Source organism: Bacillus sp. SRB3LM (assembly GCF_015712745.1).
Taxonomy (GTDB): Bacteria; Bacillota; Bacilli; order Bacillales; family Bacillaceae_G; genus Bacillus_A; species Bacillus_A thuringiensis_K.
In genome coordinates this window covers 314342-330036 of the sequence record NZ_VWVQ01000008.1, presented here as the reverse complement: position 1 = coordinate 330036, position 15695 = coordinate 314342, and the positions used below count along the sequence as shown (strand labels likewise).

Genomic DNA, 15695 nt, shown 5'->3' with positions numbered 1-15695 from the left:
TACAAAGCTGTGTGTATATTTTGAAAGAATTATGTCGATTATCTGAAAACATCTTATTTTTAATATAAAGCGATATCCTTTTTGAGTTTTTCATATTTTGGTACACTATATAAGTAATGTAAATGAGAGAAAAGAGGGTTTTTTACTATGAAGTCATTAGAAGAGATTTTACAATACAATGAAAAATTTGTTGAAGAGAAAAGATACGAAGAGTATGAAACGGGAAAATTCCCGAATAAAAAAATGGTAATTATCTCTTGTATGGATACTCGTCTTGTTGAATTATTACCAAAAGCAATGAATATGCGTAACGGTGATGTGAAAATTATTAAAGTAGCAGGAGCTGTTATCTCACATCCATTCGGAAGTATTATGCGTAGTATTTTAGTTGCTGTATATGAACTTGGTGCTGATGAAGTTTGTGTAGTTGGTCACCACGATTGCGGTATGGCAAAAATTCAGGCAAGCAGTACAATTGAGAAGATGAAAGAGCGCGGTATAACAAATGAGAAATTAGATACACTCCGTTATTCTGGAATCGATTTAGAAAGATTCCTACAAGGGTTCTCTAGTGTAGAAGAAAGTGTAGAACATAGTGTATCAATACTTCGCAACCATCCATTACTTCCAGAAGAAGTACCTGTTCACGGTCTTGTTATAGATCCTGATACAGGAAAATTAGATTTAGTTGTGAATGGTTACGACAATTAAGAATTTACTTTGTCATCCTTTTTATCTGGGACAGGATCAAATCCTCCCGGGTGGAAAGGGTGACATTTTAATATACGCTTACAAGTAAGCCAAAAACCTTTGAGTGCACCATGTTTTTGAAACGCCTCTAATCCGTAATGAGAACAAGTTGGATAAAAGCGGCATGTTGGTGGTGTCATCGGAGAAATGAACTTTTGATAAAAGCGTATAATCCCAATAAAAATCTGTTTCATAATGGTCTCCTTTTCAGCATACTCTTAAAGTATTATAGCACGACTGTACATAATACTTTACTAATGTGCATTTCCGTTATATCATATTGGATATAACGGAATTAAATTAAAAGCGGGAGAGATGTTGTATGCCATCAGTAGAAAGCTTTGAATTAGATCATACGATTGTAAAGGCACCTTATGTAAGACATTGCGGAGTTCACAATGTAGGTAGTGACGGTATTGTAAATAAATTTGATATTCGTTTCTGCCAACCGAATAAACAAGCAATGAAACCAGATGTTATTCATACGTTAGAGCATTTATTAGCATTTAATTTACGTAAATATATTGATCGTTATCCGCACTTTGATATTATCGATATTTCACCGATGGGCTGCCAAACAGGATATTATCTTGTAGTAAGCGGAACACCGACAGTACGAGAAATTATTGATTTATTAGAACTAACATTAAAAGATGCGGTTCAAATTACAGAAATTCCAGCTGCAAATGAAACACAATGTGGTCAAGCGAAGCTTCACGACTTAGAAGGAGCACAACGCTTAATGAACTTCTGGTTAAGCCAAGATAAAGATGAACTTGAGAAAGTGTTTGGATAAAGAAAAACTGCCTGTTAAAGGGCAGTTTTTTTATTTGTAAAAGAGAAAAGTACAGGTTTTATAGAAAAACAATGAGTTTCACTTATGAGCATTTTTAAGAAATGAAAGGCAGTAGGTGAATATATTAATGAGAGCTCCTGTTTGAAAAACAGGAGTTTTTTGTGTGAATGGAGTATTGACTTTAACGTATACGTCAAAGTTTATAGTGAAGATAAATAAGGCGTGAGGAGGAAACGATGGATAAGTATAGCATTGGTGAAATTTCAAAAGAAACGAATGTAACGACGAGAACACTTAGATATTATGAGGAAATTGGATTATTAAAACCGTCGTACGTTGCTGAGTCAGGATATCGTTACTATTCAAAAGATGATGTAATTACATTGCAACAAATAACAACGTTTAAAAAGCTTGGTTTTAAGCTTTCGGAAATAAAAAAAGTGTTAAAAGAGGAAAAGGGGAATTCAGAAGAAAGATGGAAAAGTGCAATTCAGAAGAAAGATGGAAAAGTGCAATTCAAAATGAAATTCAAACAATACAAGCGGAAGTAAAAAGATTAAAGGACTTAGAAAAACTATTATATACAGCATTTCATTCCATTGAATTAACAGGAGAGCTTAAAACAGAAGATTTAATGTTATTCATAAAATCAGTACAGGGAATTGAGCAGAGAGAAAATTTCCGACAAAAATATTTTATGGAGGAAGAACAGAAGGTTATAGAGGATTTACCAACACTTGAAGAAAACGATGAAAGAACAAAAGAATGGTTACAAGTATTAAGAGAAATTCGTCAGCGTATAAATGAACCAGTAGATTCACCGGAAATTCAAATGTTAGCGGAAAGGGTAGTGGCTTTTTCAATGCACGTATTTCATGAAGATGAACAATTAATAAATAAGTATTGGGATTTAATTAAACCTGAAGAGGGAGAGATTGCAAGAGTATACGGACTTGATTTAGAAACGATGAATTATATAGAAAAGATGATAGATTGTTATTTAAAAAAGGAGGAGGGTAAATGACTGGCGCGGGAAAAGAGAAGCTATATGGAATTAAGCATGCGCGGATGGAGAGGCAATATTTTTATAAGCATCTGGGGATTTTCATTTTTGCACAGCTTCTATTTATTTTTATAGTAGGGCTTGTACCAGCTCAAGAGTTGCCAAGCGGTTCCTATTTCCTTCATATGAAAGAGTGGATTTTAAATAAACAAATTGGATTTTATAAAAATGAAACGATTAATACGATTACAAGTGTCTGGACATCAGTGCTTATTATTCATTTTATATGGGCGATGTCTTACATTCTTTTTCCGAAAAAGAAGCGTAATTCTTCGAAACAAGAAACAAGAGAAGAGATAAAAGAAGAAGTGAAAAAGAAAAAGGAGATTAGCATAAATAGGGCGTGGATGTATTTAGTATTTGGGGGCTTAATTGAAATATATTGGGCGACAGGATTAAAAACAAATTCAATGAGTATTTTGACACTCATTGCAATTTTAGTGAGCTTTCAACTACTAATTGAAGCAACTAAAAAAATTCCAATTGGTACGGCATATGCAGTATTTACTGGGATTGGTACAGTTGGAACGATATTGGTAGATATTTTATATTTCAAAGAACCATTTTCGCTCATCAAAGTTTTCCTCGTTTGCTTATTGGCACTATTTATTATCGGATTGAAATTTAGTGGGAATAAGGAAGAGGTGAAATAAAGTGGCATGGATCTATTTAATTATAGCTGGGCTCTTTGAAATTGTCGGTGTAATTGGGATAAAGAAAGTAGCAAAAAATAATAGTTGGACGAATAATATTATTTTAATAGGTGGTTTTATTATTAGTTTTCAATTTTTAACGATGGCGCTTCAAGAAATTCAGTTATCGATCGCATATGCAGTTTGGACTGGAATCGGAACGCTCGGGGCAGCAGTTGTCGGTATTTTATTTTTTCAAGAACCTAAAAACGCTTTTCGGATTATTTGTATTGTTGGGATTATGGGGACGATTATTGGATTGAAAGTAGTGAGTTAAAGAAGAGCACACAAGCTCTTCTTTTTTATGGAAGTATGTCAGAAATCCCAACGAAGAAAGTGATTATCCCAACTATAAAACAAAAGATAGCTTTCGATTTTTGCTTTTGTTGTATTTCAGCAACTCCCGAAAGAATAAATGTGATGCTTAAAAGGATAAATACATAAGAGAAAAGAATAGAAATTCGTGTAAAAAGACTAAAAAAAGCAAGAATAAAAGCAATAGCAGATAGTAAGATTCGAAGGTTTGTTAGCATAGTATCCTCCAATTTATTAACTGTTTAAAAAATCCAAATTAGTGAGAGGTAATGGTCAGTAGGTGATTGGAAATTACATGTTATCTTTAGTGAAAGTAGTTCGATATTACAATGAAGAGCATAAGACTAGAAACGAAAAAATGCGAGATACCCATTGATTTTCTTCCGGATTTCAGTTCATTAATTCCTAGAAGAATAAAGAAACAACTGAGAGCAAATTGCATGTATGGGAGAAGTGTGAAGTTGTCGGTAGCAAGAGAATAAGTGCAAAGAGAGAGTGTGAGAAGCATGAAAAAATAGCGTAATCCAGTTAGCATTGTATACCTCCTTTAAAGAGACTATTTATCGAAATATTTCTGAGAAGCCAAGAAATAAAGCACCAGCTCCTGCTAACAGAGCAAGTATACTACCACCTTTTTGCTGTTTTAAGATTTCCTCTATACTAATAACGAAAGCCATCATCCCTAAAAAGATGAACATATAAGGCATAATTTCTCTATTACTAGTAAAGAAACTATAGATTGCTATACATAAAGCAATAAGTGATAAAGTAATCCGTACTCCTTTTAGCATGCATGTACCTCCTTTTATTTTATATAGCTAATGATGAGAACAATCCAAATGAAAGCACCGGAAATAATACAAATAAGCCCAGTTGCTGCCTCCTTTTTCTTTATTTGTTCAAATGCGATGAGAAACATTAAAGCCCCTAATAGAAATTGTGAAAGAGGTAGAAAATTATTTTGACCTGTATATAATCCAATTGCCGACATAACGAACACAGTGAGTGCGATTGTGATGCAGAGTATACGAAGCATATTAGGAATTTTCCTTATTCTTTTTTGTATAAGGATTATCTTCTAGTTTATCGACGGAATGTTTATAAGCATAGCCTTTATTAATTGTCATGATGGAGAGTACGAGGATGATTAGGACGATGATAATACCGATAATTAATATTTTGAACATAAAACCCCTCCTTTTCTTTATTTCACATAATTTTGTAATTGATGAAAACAATAGAAAATAAAAGGATGAAAGAAGGGTGTTACATGGAAACGAAAAAAACATATTATATATCAATAGGAAATGGTCAAATTTCACAAGTGAAGACGGCGGATACGTATAATTTTGAAATTTATGCAAATGATGAGGAAATTACGGAATTAAGAGAGCACTTCGATCAAGCATATGTAGAAGATTTAGGTTCATTTGTACGCTCCCACGTTCCATTTGTTGAGTATCATCACGATTCAAATAATGACCGATATGATGAACAACTACAAAAAGCATATAGAATGATTTACGATTTAGGAAATCATGAGACGAAAGAATTAGTCGCGCAAATGGGAATAATCAATGGATTGTAATTGGATAATATTATGCAGAAAAGCGAGAATATGCTACAATTTGTGGTAGGAAAAACTTGTAACCATCAATAGGGGAGTAATGGCATGTACAAATTTAAAGATTATTACCACAACACTGTACAATTATCGTTTGAACGTTATCCATTTTCTCCTGAGCCAAAGCATGTTTGGGTTGTATGCCGGTACGGGGATCAATGGTTATTAACGCATCATTTACGTCGCGGTCTTGAATTTCCAGGTGGTAAAGTAGAACTAGGGGAAACACCGGAAGAAGCGGCAGTTCGAGAGGTTCATGAAGAAACCGGCGGCATAGTTTCTGATTTAACTTACTTAGGACAATACAAAGTATCTGGAAAAGACAAAATAATCATTAAAAACATTTATTTTGCAACAATTAGTGCGGTAGAAGAACATACGCATTACGAAGAAACGAAAGGGTCTGTTTTATTAAAAGACATTCCTGACAACATTAAAACGAATAGAAAATTTAGCTTTATAATGCGCGATGACGTATTAGCGCGTACGATGAAACATATAGAAGAAATCGGCTGTTTTACGAAGTAAAGTAGCCGGTTTCTTTTTTTGTATGTAAGAATAAATGTAAATATATCTTTACATTTTAGGAGGGGGAAGATGGATAAAAGAAAAGAAACGACTGTTACTGTTTCGATGGTTAAATTAAACTTTTCTTTATTTTTTATAATAATTGCTTTGGCGTTTGGAATTGGTTATTTACATATATTTCTTTCAGGTGGGGTTCAAGTTGAAGTTACATTATTAACGATGTTTCTTTTTATTATCGCAATAATTGTTCTCGTTTGTATTCATGAAGCGATACATTTAATTGGCTTTCGCTATATCGGAGGTGTTCCGTGGAGTGAACTAAAATGGGGCGTTAATTGGAAATTAGGTGTTGCATATGCTCATTCTAAACAGGCGGTTACAGTAAAGCAAATGAAGAAAGTGTTAATGCTTCCATTTTTACCAACTGGAATTTTGCCAATTGTATTGGGATTAGTTATGAATCTGGAGCTACTCTCATTTTTAGGAATTCTACTAACAGCAGGTTGTATCGGTGACATTGCCTTATATCAAAAAGTTTCAAAGTTTCCAGATGATGCGCTAGTAAAAGATCATCCGAGTAAACCACAGTTTACAGTGTATGAATAATAATAGAAGGCGTTTTTGAACAACACCTCCTATTATTATTTTTATTTTTTTTCAGTAAATCGATATGTTGTGAAAATCATTGATATAATTTAATTACTATTATTGTGTTTTTATCCCGTTATTTGTCCGTAAAAGCCCGATTGGTGAGGGCTGATTAAAGTTTCACTTTATCTCCACTTCTAAAAACGAAAGCACCTCCAACAAATCATCTACGATACGTGAATGCTTAAAATCACCCCAAAACGAATCTTTTTTCCAAACACCAAGAATCCCTACTTGTTCAGAACCAAGCACATCGTTTTCTGGATGATCTCCAACATAAAGACATTCTTCTGCCTTAACATCTAGTCTTTGCAAAGCACGTTCGAAAATTTCAGGGTGAGGTTTTTTAATTCCTTCAGCTTCTGAAACGAGAATGGTGTTTGTATACGTATGTATATGTAGTGCTCGAAGGTTGCTCATCTGAAATTCAGTAAAACCATTTGTGATAATACCAATTTTAATGTTTCGCTGTTTTAACTGTTGAAGTAGTTCATGCGTGTTTTTGAAAGGAATACAATGATGTTGGAAGTTTGTAATATAGTCGTGTAGCAGTTGCTCTTGCGTTAAAGTAGTAATGTTGTATTCGGAAAGGAGAGTAGCATATACTTTATCCTTCCACGTATAGCCATTATTATCGAGTTCAAGAAATCGAGAACAATACTCCGATTTTTCTATGCCCATCAAATGTGAGGCAAAGCGATTATATTGCTCACAAATAAATCGTTCTAAAGATTGGCGCCGATCTAATAGTGTTCCATCTAAGTCGAATAAGATTGCACGAATCATGGGAAACCTCCTTGCAGTTTTTATAATTAATTATCGCATATTCGTAAAAAAATGATTATGATATTTTGTAGAATGGAATAATGGGGGATTGTATGAAGAAACTGTATGGCAAGTTAGTGTGTTGTATTATAGCAAGCAGTTTAGTTGCAGGATGCGATAGTGCTATCGAGGTTACGAAAGAAAAAGAAATTTGTAAAACAGAAGAAGAGTGCACGCAAATAGGAGATAAAACATTACAAAAAGTATATAAAAAGATAGAGGGACTTTCAGAACTTGAAAAAGTAGAGGATTATGACATAGGAGAGTATGAAAGTATGAATATGAAAGAGGCGGAACAGAAAAAAGAAGAGGATGACAATTATTTCTTTTTAGCTTCTTATTATATCGATGGTGATGGAATTGTAGATCCTTATTTTGAGAAATTGGATCGTAAGAGGTTGAATAAAGCTTTTGCAGATGACGAAGTAGCAAAAGATGATTTGTTAAGCCAACGGCAAGATAGAGAGTATCATGAAACTTTATGGGACATGTATCGCACTCTCATTCCAGTGAAATATCGTGAGAATATAACAGGGTTTGATCTAATAACGGATGGTTATGATGGCGTTGTTGCTCATGTCATGCCAAGTATGGATGACCCGAGAGATTGGTTGCTTAGTTTAGACGTGCTCGATTCTGGGGTGAATATAGATGAAGTGATGAAAACATTAATTCATGAAACGGCTCACGTATTAACGATTGGGCATAAACAAGTACCAGTGGATAGGAAATATTTAGAGGCGTTTGATGAAGAGAAAGACATTTCATCATATCGAAATAAATGTAAAACGGTGTTCTTGAAAAATGGATGTGCGAGAAAAACTTCGTATATTAACCAATTTTATAATGAATTTTGGAAACCAATTGAGCAAGAGTGGACAGAAAAGAAAGTAGAAGAAAGTGAAGAGGCACAAATTAAATTTTATAAAGAAAAGCATGATGAGTTTGTATCGTTGTATGGAACAACAAATGTAACGGAAGATATTGCAGATACATTTACAGCGTTCATTTTACAAGATTCAAAAAAAATGAAAGAAGGAACAGAGTTAAAATATAAGAAAATTGCTTTCTTCTATCAGTTCCCTGAGCTTGTAAAAATGAGAGCGGAAGTGCTGTCAGGATTATATGATGTTTCGAAAACGATAGAACAACAAAGTGGAGACTAATGTGAGTTATGCGTTCGATATAGTTTCGTTAAAGTAAAGCGTGAAGAATTTTTAATTCTTTGCGTTTTTTTATGTTGATAAAATTGAAAATTCTGTATTTTTATTTAAAAGAAGAAGGAACTGGCGGTATAAAATAGAATTAGTATAAAAATGTCACAATTTAGACACAATTATAATGCGCGTGTTGTAGGGACTATAAGTTTACTCTCGAGGAGGTAATGAAACGTATGAAAACGATTCTTGCTGTTGCTGGTCTCATTTGGGTAATGTCTCACGGTTTTCCGATTTTTGAAGGGGAGCAAATTCGTAGTGCTTTGAATGAAAAGTTTAATGATTATCATGTGATAGATCGAAAAGATAATGTCGTTACAGTACGTGTGAAAGACTGTTTCCATACAGTTACGGTTGCGGATGGAAACATTACAAATGAAACGAAAATGTGTGATAAAAGGTAAAAGAAAGAAGCTGACTATAGCGCACTGTTTTGAGTCAGCTTCTTTTTCTTTTTCCAATTAGAATTTTTTCAAATGTCTCAACAAATACATACATAAGAGTTGCAAGAACACATGTGAGTAGTACACTAAGTAAGACGAGTGTGAAGTTAAAGACTTGGAATCCGTAGCTAATTAAGTAGCCAAGTCCTTGTTTGGAAACGAGAAGTTCTCCGAAAATAACACCGACCCAGGATAAACCAACGTTTACTTTTAACGTTGAGATAATTGCTGGAAAGGATGCAGGGAGAACGACTTGCTTATAACATTGCCATTTATTTGCACCAAATGTGTCCATCACTTTTATATAGTTAGAATCGACTTCTTGAAATGCACTGTAAATAACGAGAATGGTAATGATGATGGAAATGATTACTCCCATTGCGATAGAAGATGAAATGTTTGGACCGAAAATAACGATGATGATTGGACCGAGTGCAACTTTTGGCATTGCATTTAGGACGACGAGATAAGGATCAAGTACGCGGGCTAGAAGTGGCATCCACCAAAGGAACGTGGCAATAATAGCACCAAGTACTGTTCCGAGAATGAAGCCTACTCCTGTTTCCAGTAATGTCGTCCATATGTGGACCCAAAGTGAACCGTCGATCCATTTCGTTAAGAAGAGATCCCAAATACTCGAAGGAGAGCTAAAGAGTAAAGGATCAATCCATTCTTTTTTGCTAGCTATTTCCCATAGTGCAAAGAAAAGAATAAGTAATAAAAGTTGTAGCGAGCGAGCAATCCAAGCGCGTCTGCGTTCGTTCTTTCGAAATTGTTCATGTAGTTGTTTTATATTATCCAAGTCGTTCCAGCTCCTTCCATATATCTTGAAAGAGGGCTGGGAAATCGTAGTGATGGCGTGCTTCTAACGGTGATAAAGAACGGATACTTTCCGGGACGATAAAGGTTTTTGCGATTTTTCCGGGATTCGCTTGCAGTAAATAAATACGATCACTCATCGCAATCGCTTCTTCAATATCGTGAGTAACAAGTAGTGATGTTTTCTTATATTTATTTAGTAAGTTGAAAACGAGTTCTTCTAGTTTTAACTTCGTTTGATAATCGAGTGCGGAGAATGGTTCATCTAGTAATAAAATTTTCGGATCAGTCGCTAATGTTCGAACGAGAGCGGCACGTTGACGCATACCGCCGGATAGTTCACGAGGATATTGTTCTTCTACACCATGCAGACCGACTTGTTTTAAAAGGTTTAAAGTATGTTCTTTCATCTGCTCATCATAAATCTTTCTAATATGAAGTCCGAGCATAATATTTTCTTCAATCGTTTTCCAAGGGAATAAGTAATCTTGTTGCAACATATATCCCATAGATGATGTTTTCGTTGTAATCGGTTCACCATCTAAAAAGACGATACCGTCAATTGGATCAAGTAGTCCAGCAATGATTGAGAGGAGCGTTGTTTTACCGCAACCACTTGGACCGAGTATAGAAATAAATTCGCCTTCTTCCACTTGTAAGCTCATGTCTTCGAGAATAAGTTTGGCATTCTCTTTTGCAAAAAAGCAGTGAGAAACGTTACGTATTTGTAAAAAACTCATACACTTCGCCTCTATTTCTTAATAACGCTTTCGGCAATTTTTGTATTGACGAGCGCTTCATGTGGGACTTCTTTTTGTAATTCGCCAGCGTCTTTCATAATAGTTTGGAGCTGTTTCCATTCTTCCGCATCTAGTAGTGGATTTGTCGCATAAGAATGCTGTTTTTTGTACCGTTCAATTACTTTTACTGTTATGTCTTTTGAAGTGTCTTTAAATAGCGGGGAAACAGCATCAGCAATCTCTTCTGGACTATGTGTATCAACCCATTGCTGTGCTTTATAGAGAGCACGTGTGAACTTTTCAGCAGCAGCTTTATCTTTCTTTAAGAAACTTTCTTTTGCCATGAACGTTGTATAAGGAACAGTACCAGATTCATTTCCGAATGAAGCGACGATATAACCTTTACCTTCTTTCTCAAGTATACTTGCAGTCGGTTCAAAGAGCTGTACAAACTCTCCAGTACCAGATGAGAAGGCATTTGCAATATTAGCAAATTCGATATTTTGAATTAAGTTTGTATCTTTATGAGGATCAATGCCATTTTTCTTTAAAACGTATTCTCCAACCATTTGCGGCATGCCGCCTTTACGCTGTCCTAAAAATGTAACACCTTTTACGTCATTCCAATTAAAAGAGTCTAGTTTTTTACGTGAAACTAAAAATGTCCCATCTGTTTGTGTAAGCTGTGCAAAGTTAATGACAGGGTCTTTCGCTCCTTGTTGATGAACGTAAATAGACGTTTCAGAACCGACGAGAGCGATATCAATTCCGCCAGATAATAGGGCGGTCATCGTTTTATCGCCACCAGCTGTTGTTTGTAGGTCAATATTTAGTCCTTCATCTTTAAAAAATCCTTTTTCAATCCCAACATATAATGGGGCATAGAAGAGAGAATGGGTAACTTCGCCGACGCGAATGTTTTGAGTTTGTTCTTTCGTACCTTCTTTTTTACTACTACAAGCAGCAAAAGTAAAAACAGCTAGTAACATGATGCAAAAAATCGCGATTAATTTTTTCACTATATAACACCTCCTAGAAGTCACTCTACAAGCATGATATGTAGGTAATTGCCCATATGTGAGTGTAGATAGCAGGAATTTTTTGGGTGATAAAGAAGTACAAATATAAGGGGTGATAAAATGGAGTACGAATACGATGATAGCGTACATTTACATCTTGATTATTTCGGGACAGAATGTGATATGGAATCGATTGCTTATAAGAGGAAGAATGAAGACGTATGGGATGTGTATTTTAATTTTGGAGTATACGGTATTGAGAAAGACGATGTAAAGTTAGGGAGATTTATGGATGAATATGCTGGCCATTACGTTTTTTCTGTACATGCTCGCGATCTTAGCTGGGAATTTGGAAGTGCCCAGTTTGAAGAGTGGGTTTTGAAAAATCGGATAGTAGAAAAAGCGCTACAAAAATAGGAGGAATTTTGTGATTGGATTTCTCATCTTATTATTTATTTTTGTGGCGGGATTTTTAATCATGCAAATGCTTATTTACCGATTTGCAAAGAAAAACATCCATAAATATACAAAAATAAAATGGTTTCATATGTGGCTACATATGAATATGAAAAAAGGTCCGAGATTAGATTTTTTTGATTTTGTAATTATAGTACTCGTATGTATCGTATGGAAAATATGGCTGCTTCCTTTTATATAATACACATGCTAATCATTTTCTCTTTTATCATAAAATAACGAAAAGAACCTGTCTTGTGGCAGGTTCTTTTCGTTATAGTAATAGTTGTTAAAAACGTGCAACGCCTTTTTATTAATTCTTTCGTATTTTCATGTGAAATCTTTAATAGCAGGACTTCTAAAAAATAGTTATTGTATCATAAAGTGGAATGCTGAAATTAAGTTTTTCAAGAATGAGTAATTTGTATGCCATAATTTAACGGTTGATTAAGGGAATATTAAGACAAAACATTTATGATAGAAGCAAGTATGCAGACGAAATATGTAATATATGTTATTTTAATAGAAATAGTTCTTTCGATGCGGGGGAAATTAAGACATAGAAACGAGGGAATGAATTGAAGTATGGTTCTACACTTTTTCATCTTCCAAAAAGAAATATATTAATTTCTAGCATTATAAGTAGTATGGTGACTTTATTTGTAATAACTATGCTGTTTATGATTTTAAAGGTTTTTAATTTAGACATGATGAAAGATCATTTAAATCAAAAGTTTGTTTTAAGTGTTATGATGATTTTCATATGGGGCATAACGTTTTATATTACGCATTTCAATAAAAAAGAGATGTCTATACTTAGAGCATCCCTGCGAGTGCATTTTATATTACTTTTACTAGCTCATACAGTGGCGTTATTTTATATTGTCATGCAAGTTAATATGATTTTCATAGAGGCAATGAATTGGATTTACTTTTATAATATGCAGTTTATATTAAGTTTTGTAGTAATTTATGCAATATATATTCTTGTATATAATTTAATAGGTAAGGTTTTTCTAAGTATGGTTTTAACGAGCTGTACGTTAGTCATTTTAGGTATTGTGAATTATTTAAAGCTTATTTTCAGAGGCGATCCGCTATATCCTTCTGATTTCACACAAATTACGCATATGCAATCTGTTATACCGATGGTGATGGACTATTTTAGTTGGAGTTATATTTTTATCATTATCGTAAGTATCGTAGCTTGTATTGTAGCAGGGATATATATGAGAAGGTATATTCAAAATGTAAAGATTCATCTAGGAATAAGAGCCTTATTAGTAGTAGGATCTATTTTTGTTCTATATGCGTATGGTAATTTTGCGAATACATTTATGAATAAAGTATTTCAAAAATCAGGTGTAGATTTTGTTTTGTGGAATCAAAATGAGAACTATGCTTCAAATGGTTTTGTACTTGGGTTTATTAGCAATTTAGATACAACAGTTATGGAAAAACCAAAAAATTATTCTAAAGAAAATATGCTTCAAATAGCAAACGATATAAAAAAACAATATAGTGGAAATATAGGGAGCCAAAAGAAAAAAGAGAAACCGAATATTATTTTTGTAATGAGTGAATCGTTTTGGGATCCGACGAAAGTAACTAACCTTTCTTTTAGTGAAGATCCTGTACCAAATTTACATCATTATATAGAAAACTTTCCTGGTGGACAAACTATTTCTCCTACATTTGGGGGAAATACGGCGAACGTTGAATTTGAGGCATTAACAAGTTATTCAATGAGTTTGTTAAAGCCAGGTTCTATACCATATCAGCAGGTTATTACAAATAAGAAAGAAATTCCATCAATCCCTACGGCGTTGAAAAAAGAAGGTTATTATACAAGTGCAATTCATTCATTTGGTCGCACATTCTTTAAACGTGACGATGTATATAAGGTGTTAGGATTTGATAAGTTTAATGCAGAGGACACGATGGAAAATGTGGATATTGATGGAGATTATATTAGTGATTTAGCGATGAGTAAAGAGATAATTGCTGAGTTAGAGGAACAAAAACAGCCAACATTTATTCATGCAGTTACGATGCAAAATCATTTTCCATTTACAGAAGGCCGATTTGGTGAAAACCTAATAGAAATTAGCGGTCTAGAAAATGAAGAATCAAAGGGAGAATTAGAGACGTATACAGAAGGATTAAGACGTTCAGATGAGGCCCTTCAATATTTAATAGAGCAACTAGATAATTTAGATAGACCTACATTATTAGTATTCTTTGGAGATCATCTTCCATCATTAGGAACAAATAAATCTTTTTATAAAGAAAATGGGTATATAACGAATGAAAAAACACCGAGCGAACGTTTAGCGATGGCGCAAACTCCGTTATTAATGTATGCAAACTTTGATATGCCAAATGATAATTTAGGTTTAGTAAGCCCAATTCATTTTTCTAATCTTATTTTTGATTATGCAGGATTAAATAAATCCTTATTTTATCAATTTTTATCGGAACTTTACAAGGAAATACCAGTGCTTAGAGATGAATTAAAAGTTGATAAAAATGGAGAAGTAATCAATGATTTAACAAAGAAACAAAAAGAAATGTTAGAGCAATATAAAATGCTTCAATATGATTTACTCGTTGGAAATCAATATAGTAAAGATATCCTCTTTAAATAAAAGAAACAAAAAGAACTTGTATAACGATACAAGTTCTTTTTTCATAGTATTTAACGGGGTAACCAGACAAGCTGGGTTTAGGGAGTATTACTTGTACATTTAGTATATATGAAAATGTAATCGTTTTATTTGTGTATTTGTGAGAAATATGTGAATTTTATATTTTGTGAAAAATCGATTGTATTAACTTTCGTTCTTGTATTGCAGTTGTTATGCATGTAAAAATTTTATCAGTTCTTTATTTAATTCATCCGCTTGATCGATTGGTGAACCATGACCACTATTTGTAAGAGCATGTAACTGAGAATTTTTAATTCGTTGTTGCGTAAGCTCAGCACTTTTGTAAGGAATTAGTTGGTCGTGAACGCCGTGGAAGATTTTTGTTGGGACGTTAATTTTATTTAAATCTTTCGTTACATCTTCATTTGCAGCTGCTTGTAAAATTTTTATAAGGGCATAAGAAGCGGACTGCATACCGAGATAAGCAAACCATTCAAGGGTTGCAGCCCCTAAGTTTCTATTAAAAAAGGATAAAGATACATCATTTAAAAATTTTGGTAAATTAGCATACATTTGATTAATGAGAGCATCTGCTTGTTCTTTCGGTACACCGTAAGGAGACTCTTGATTTTTAACGAAAGAGGGGGAGACAGCGTCAATTAATGCGAGCTTAGAAATGCGGCGCCCATTATAGCGAGACATATAGCGAATAGAAAGAGCACCACCAACTGAGAAACCGACTAATGTAGCGTTCTCTACTTGAAGTGCTTCCAGAACAATTGCAATATCATCGGCTAATCGATCATACGTGTAACCAGTCCATGGCTTATCAGATTGCCCATTCCCTCGTATATCCATGGCGATACAGCGAAAGCCATGCTCTGGTAAAACATTGAGTTGATATTGATACATTTGATGATTTAAAGGCCATCCGTGAACGAAGAAAACAGTCTTACTACCTGGACCAGGATTAACGTCTTGCACAAAAATATGCACATCTTTCTCGACAGTAACAAACATAAAACTCCCCCTGTTCTATCAATAGGCTCCATTCTAAAAGCTTTGTTTTACTTTTTAGGCGGTCTATATAAAACATCCTCCATAATATATGT

General features: G+C 34.0%; 22 protein-coding genes and 1 pseudogene. 13 read left to right on the top strand and 10 right to left on the bottom strand.

The features are described 5' to 3' along the window. The first annotated feature begins 147 nt into the window (after positions 1-147). Positions 148-711 carry a beta-class carbonic anhydrase gene (locus F3I02_RS08650; protein WP_000838173.1) on the top strand — a complete coding sequence of 188 codons (564 nt, stop codon included), beginning with the start codon at positions 148-150 and terminating at the stop codon, positions 709-711. Here the strand turns inward: F3I02_RS08650 and yidD are convergent. Next, positions 708-944: a membrane protein insertion efficiency factor YidD gene (gene yidD / locus F3I02_RS08645; RefSeq protein WP_000809334.1), complete on the bottom strand. Its 237-nt coding sequence runs from the start codon at positions 942-944 to the stop codon at positions 708-710. The two genes, F3I02_RS08650 and yidD, sit on opposite strands and share 4 nt — an antisense overlap. A gap of 128 nt (positions 945-1072) precedes the next feature. Between yidD and luxS the strand changes: the two genes are divergently transcribed. The 4 genes and pseudogenes from luxS (at position 1073) to F3I02_RS08625 (ending at position 3578) form a co-directional block, all read left to right on the top strand. Further along, on the top strand, positions 1073-1546 hold the full coding sequence (gene luxS / locus F3I02_RS08640; protein ID WP_001141371.1) for an S-ribosylhomocysteine lyase LuxS: 474 nt from the start codon (positions 1073-1075) through the stop codon (positions 1544-1546). 236 nt (positions 1547-1782) lie between these two features. Further along, positions 1783-2570: pseudogene (locus F3I02_RS08635) on the top strand (MerR family transcriptional regulator). Then, positions 2567-3262 (top strand): DMT family transporter, encoded by a 696-nt coding sequence (locus F3I02_RS08630; RefSeq protein ID WP_000145222.1) that lies wholly within the window; start codon positions 2567-2569, stop codon positions 3260-3262. Before F3I02_RS08635 ends, F3I02_RS08630 begins: the two are co-directional and overlap by 4 nt. A 1-nt stretch (position 3263) precedes the next feature. Next, the gene (locus tag F3I02_RS08625; RefSeq protein WP_000312334.1) at positions 3264-3578 is read left to right on the top strand and encodes a DMT family transporter; all 315 of its coding nucleotides are present in this window, start codon (positions 3264-3266) and stop codon (positions 3576-3578) included. Between the two features lie 25 nt (positions 3579-3603). Here F3I02_RS08625 and F3I02_RS08620 read toward each other — a convergent pair whose 3' ends face one another. The 4 genes from F3I02_RS08620 to ytzI form a co-directional block, all read right to left on the bottom strand. Then, the gene (locus F3I02_RS08620; protein ID WP_000957185.1) at positions 3604-3834 is read right to left on the bottom strand and encodes a DUF3953 domain-containing protein; all 231 of its coding nucleotides are present in this window, start codon (positions 3832-3834) and stop codon (positions 3604-3606) included. Positions 3835-4176: 342 nt separating this feature from the next. Continuing rightward, the gene (locus F3I02_RS08615) at positions 4177-4407 is read right to left on the bottom strand and encodes a DUF3953 domain-containing protein (protein ID WP_000912056.1); all 231 of its coding nucleotides are present in this window, start codon (positions 4405-4407) and stop codon (positions 4177-4179) included. A gap of 14 nt (positions 4408-4421) precedes the next feature. Then, positions 4422-4652 (bottom strand): DUF3953 domain-containing protein, encoded by a 231-nt coding sequence (locus F3I02_RS08610; RefSeq protein WP_196477833.1) that lies wholly within the window; start codon positions 4650-4652, stop codon positions 4422-4424. Between the two features lies 1 nt (position 4653). Continuing rightward, positions 4654-4803, bottom strand: coding sequence for a YtzI protein (gene ytzI, locus F3I02_RS08605; RefSeq protein ID WP_000472791.1), 150 nt, complete (start codon positions 4801-4803; stop codon positions 4654-4656). 83 nt (positions 4804-4886) lie between these two features. Here ytzI and F3I02_RS08600 point away from each other — a divergent pair, with 83 nt between their 5' ends. From F3I02_RS08600 to F3I02_RS08590, 3 genes are all read left to right on the top strand, one after another. Further along, on the top strand, positions 4887-5204 hold the full coding sequence (locus tag F3I02_RS08600; RefSeq protein WP_000448412.1) for a hypothetical protein: 318 nt from the start codon (positions 4887-4889) through the stop codon (positions 5202-5204). Positions 5205-5288: 84 nt separating this feature from the next. Beyond that, positions 5289-5768: an antimutator 8-oxo-(dGTP/GTP)ase gene (gene mutTA / locus F3I02_RS08595; protein WP_000276385.1), complete on the top strand. Its 480-nt coding sequence runs from the start codon at positions 5289-5291 to the stop codon at positions 5766-5768. A gap of 69 nt (positions 5769-5837) precedes the next feature. Further along, entirely contained in the window at positions 5838-6374 is a 537-nt protein-coding gene (locus F3I02_RS08590; RefSeq protein ID WP_000361278.1) for a DUF3267 domain-containing protein, read from the top strand. Positions 6375-6536: 162 nt separating this feature from the next. Here F3I02_RS08590 and F3I02_RS08585 read toward each other — a convergent pair whose 3' ends face one another. Beyond that, complete coding sequence (locus F3I02_RS08585) at positions 6537-7202, bottom strand: HAD family hydrolase (RefSeq protein ID WP_196477832.1); 666 nt, start codon at positions 7200-7202, stop codon at positions 6537-6539. 92 nt (positions 7203-7294) lie between these two features. Here F3I02_RS08585 and F3I02_RS08580 point away from each other — a divergent pair, with 92 nt between their 5' ends. Next, the gene (locus F3I02_RS08580; RefSeq protein WP_000737824.1) at positions 7295-8407 is read left to right on the top strand and encodes a hypothetical protein; all 1113 of its coding nucleotides are present in this window, start codon (positions 7295-7297) and stop codon (positions 8405-8407) included. Positions 8408-8634: 227 nt separating this feature from the next. Next, complete coding sequence (locus F3I02_RS08575) at positions 8635-8862, top strand: hypothetical protein (RefSeq protein ID WP_000849112.1); 228 nt, start codon at positions 8635-8637, stop codon at positions 8860-8862. Between the two features lie 34 nt (positions 8863-8896). Here F3I02_RS08575 and F3I02_RS08570 read toward each other — a convergent pair whose 3' ends face one another. The 3 genes from F3I02_RS08570 to F3I02_RS08560 are packed head-to-tail and all read right to left on the bottom strand — an operon-like array spanning position 8897 to position 11479. After that, a complete protein-coding gene (locus F3I02_RS08570; RefSeq protein WP_196477831.1) occupies positions 8897-9703 on the bottom strand; it encodes an ABC transporter permease in 807 nt (268 codons plus the stop codon). Beyond that, positions 9696-10460 (bottom strand): ABC transporter ATP-binding protein, encoded by a 765-nt coding sequence (locus F3I02_RS08565; protein ID WP_000009022.1) that lies wholly within the window; start codon positions 10458-10460, stop codon positions 9696-9698. The genes F3I02_RS08570 and F3I02_RS08565 overlap by 8 nt, the downstream gene beginning before the upstream one ends. An 11-nt stretch (positions 10461-10471) precedes the next feature. After that, positions 10472-11479 (bottom strand): ABC transporter substrate-binding protein, encoded by a 1008-nt coding sequence (locus F3I02_RS08560; protein ID WP_000733141.1) that lies wholly within the window; start codon positions 11477-11479, stop codon positions 10472-10474. Between the two features lie 120 nt (positions 11480-11599). Between F3I02_RS08560 and F3I02_RS08555 the strand changes: the two genes are divergently transcribed. The 3 genes from F3I02_RS08555 (at position 11600) to F3I02_RS08545 (ending at position 14583) form a co-directional block, all read left to right on the top strand. Next, positions 11600-11896, top strand: a complete 297-nt coding sequence (locus F3I02_RS08555; RefSeq protein WP_000455577.1) for a DUF3986 family protein — start codon at positions 11600-11602, stop codon at positions 11894-11896. Positions 11897-11906: 10 nt separating this feature from the next. Beyond that, positions 11907-12137 (top strand): hypothetical protein, encoded by a 231-nt coding sequence (locus F3I02_RS08550; protein WP_000578986.1) that lies wholly within the window; start codon positions 11907-11909, stop codon positions 12135-12137. A gap of 376 nt (positions 12138-12513) precedes the next feature. Next, on the top strand, positions 12514-14583 hold the full coding sequence (locus F3I02_RS08545; RefSeq protein ID WP_000873614.1) for an LTA synthase family protein: 2070 nt from the start codon (positions 12514-12516) through the stop codon (positions 14581-14583). 210 nt (positions 14584-14793) lie between these two features. On the opposite strand, the gene F3I02_RS08540 is transcribed toward F3I02_RS08545, so the two are convergent. Then, positions 14794-15603 (bottom strand): alpha/beta fold hydrolase, encoded by an 810-nt coding sequence (locus F3I02_RS08540; RefSeq protein ID WP_196477830.1) that lies wholly within the window; start codon positions 15601-15603, stop codon positions 14794-14796. Positions 15604-15695: the final 92 nt, after the last annotated feature.